Source organism: Paenibacillus pini JCM 16418 (genome assembly GCF_000576305.1).
Lineage (GTDB): Bacteria > Bacillota > Bacilli > Paenibacillales > Paenibacillaceae > Paenibacillus_AQ > Paenibacillus_AQ pini.
The window spans coordinates 1-1,395 of the sequence record NZ_BAVZ01000054.1; the positions used below are offsets into that span (position 1 = coordinate 1).

Sequence of the window (1,395 nt, forward strand, 5' to 3'; positions counted from 1 at the left end):
AGCAAAAAACCCTCTTCAGGAATGCGCTATTGATCTATTAATGGATACTTCTATTCCGATTAAGATTATTGCTGGTACTTATGGATCAGGAAAAACAATACTCAGCGTCAAAACAGCTATACACAACGTTCTTTCAAAAGGAAATTATTCTAAAATCATGATGGTTAGAAATCCCATTGGATCTGGTAAGGAGATTGGATTTTTAAAGGGAACTAAAGATGAAAAAACCGAATGCTTCTTTAAACCATTCATTCAACATCTTGATGGTGGAGAACAAGAAGCGTGGGCACTTGAGCAACGAGGAGTATTATTACGCGAAATCCCCTACTTTATGAAAGGTTTGAGTATTGATGAAACTCTTGTGCTCTGTGACGAAGCTGAAGACCTTGATGCAAAATTGATTAAGTTAATTGGTACGAGGCTTGGGGACGATTCTGCTGTAGTATTCTCAGGTGACTATAACCAAGCAGAGAATGAATACTTGAATAATAATGGGCTTCTATTAGCTATAGAGAAATTAAAAGGAAATCCTCTTGTTGGTGTAGTCATTCTTGATGAAGATGTGCGATCAGCAGCAAGTAAGGTTTTTGCTGAATTATAAAAGAATTAAAAAACAAAAAAATACTAGGGAGATGTTATATATATGTCGATGGATAAAATTCGCAACCTTAATGAAATTAAAGAAGCTTCATTCGCGTTATACCCAAATGCAGTAAAGCTTCAAATCACATTCGAAGGCGACAAAGTGACGGTAGTTCCAACAGAGAAATATGAGATTGATCCTGTCGCACTTGGCGATTAATCTATGGATCATAACAAGCTGCTTGAAATCGGTATGAAAAAACGTAAGAAAGAAATCTCAGATAGTTGGGCATATTTAGCCGACAAACATAGCGAGGGACTCTTCAACGATGGAGAGTCCTTTCGTCTGTGGGTAAAAAATCGGTTGAGATCTAAATCATCTGGTAATGCGGATACAACAATTAAAGAATCTGAAGAAGATGTTATAGACTTCAAAGAATCAATGGAAATACATAGAGATGGAACACAAAGTAGCAGCAAACTTGTGAGAATGTCTATCGAAGAGTCTAAAGATGTGAATTTTCTTCTTAAGTCACATGGATATGACACTGAGGCTTGGGAATTAATTTCTGCTAAGAGCAATGTATGGAACGTGTACAGTAAAACAGACGGAATTAGCACCCTATATTCTAGTAAGATTTCAGTGAAACCACGCAAAGAAGAGCTTACATTTGAAACTATAAAGAAATTTTTCGCTGAGATGAGCAATGATTACACTAGCCCAATTCATCAACCTACGAGATTTAGTGAAGATGGAAAAATGTTAGAAGTTTCAATTGCAGATTTACATCTTGGTAAGCTGGCATGGAGTGG

General features: G+C 36.6%; 3 protein-coding genes. All 3 read left to right on the plus strand.

The genetic code is table 11. From position 1 onward, the window contains the following. Window positions 1-601: PhoH family protein (locus tag JCM16418_RS23300; protein WP_036653823.1), on the plus strand; the 601-nt coding region annotated here is incomplete at its 5' end. A gap of 42 nt (window positions 602-643) precedes the next feature. Next, entirely contained in the window at window positions 644-802 is a 159-nt protein-coding gene (locus tag JCM16418_RS25235) for a hypothetical protein (protein WP_156327263.1), read from the plus strand. Between the two features lie 3 nt (window positions 803-805). Beyond that, window positions 806-1,395: hypothetical protein (locus tag JCM16418_RS23305; RefSeq protein ID WP_036653825.1), on the plus strand; the 590-nt coding region annotated here is incomplete at its 3' end.

Bases quoted from the DNA above. Each gene is read 5' to 3' on its own strand.
- JCM16418_RS25235 (WP_156327263.1), top strand. From the start codon at position 644: ATGTCGATGGATAAAATTCGCAACCTTAATGAAATTAAAGAAGCTTCA.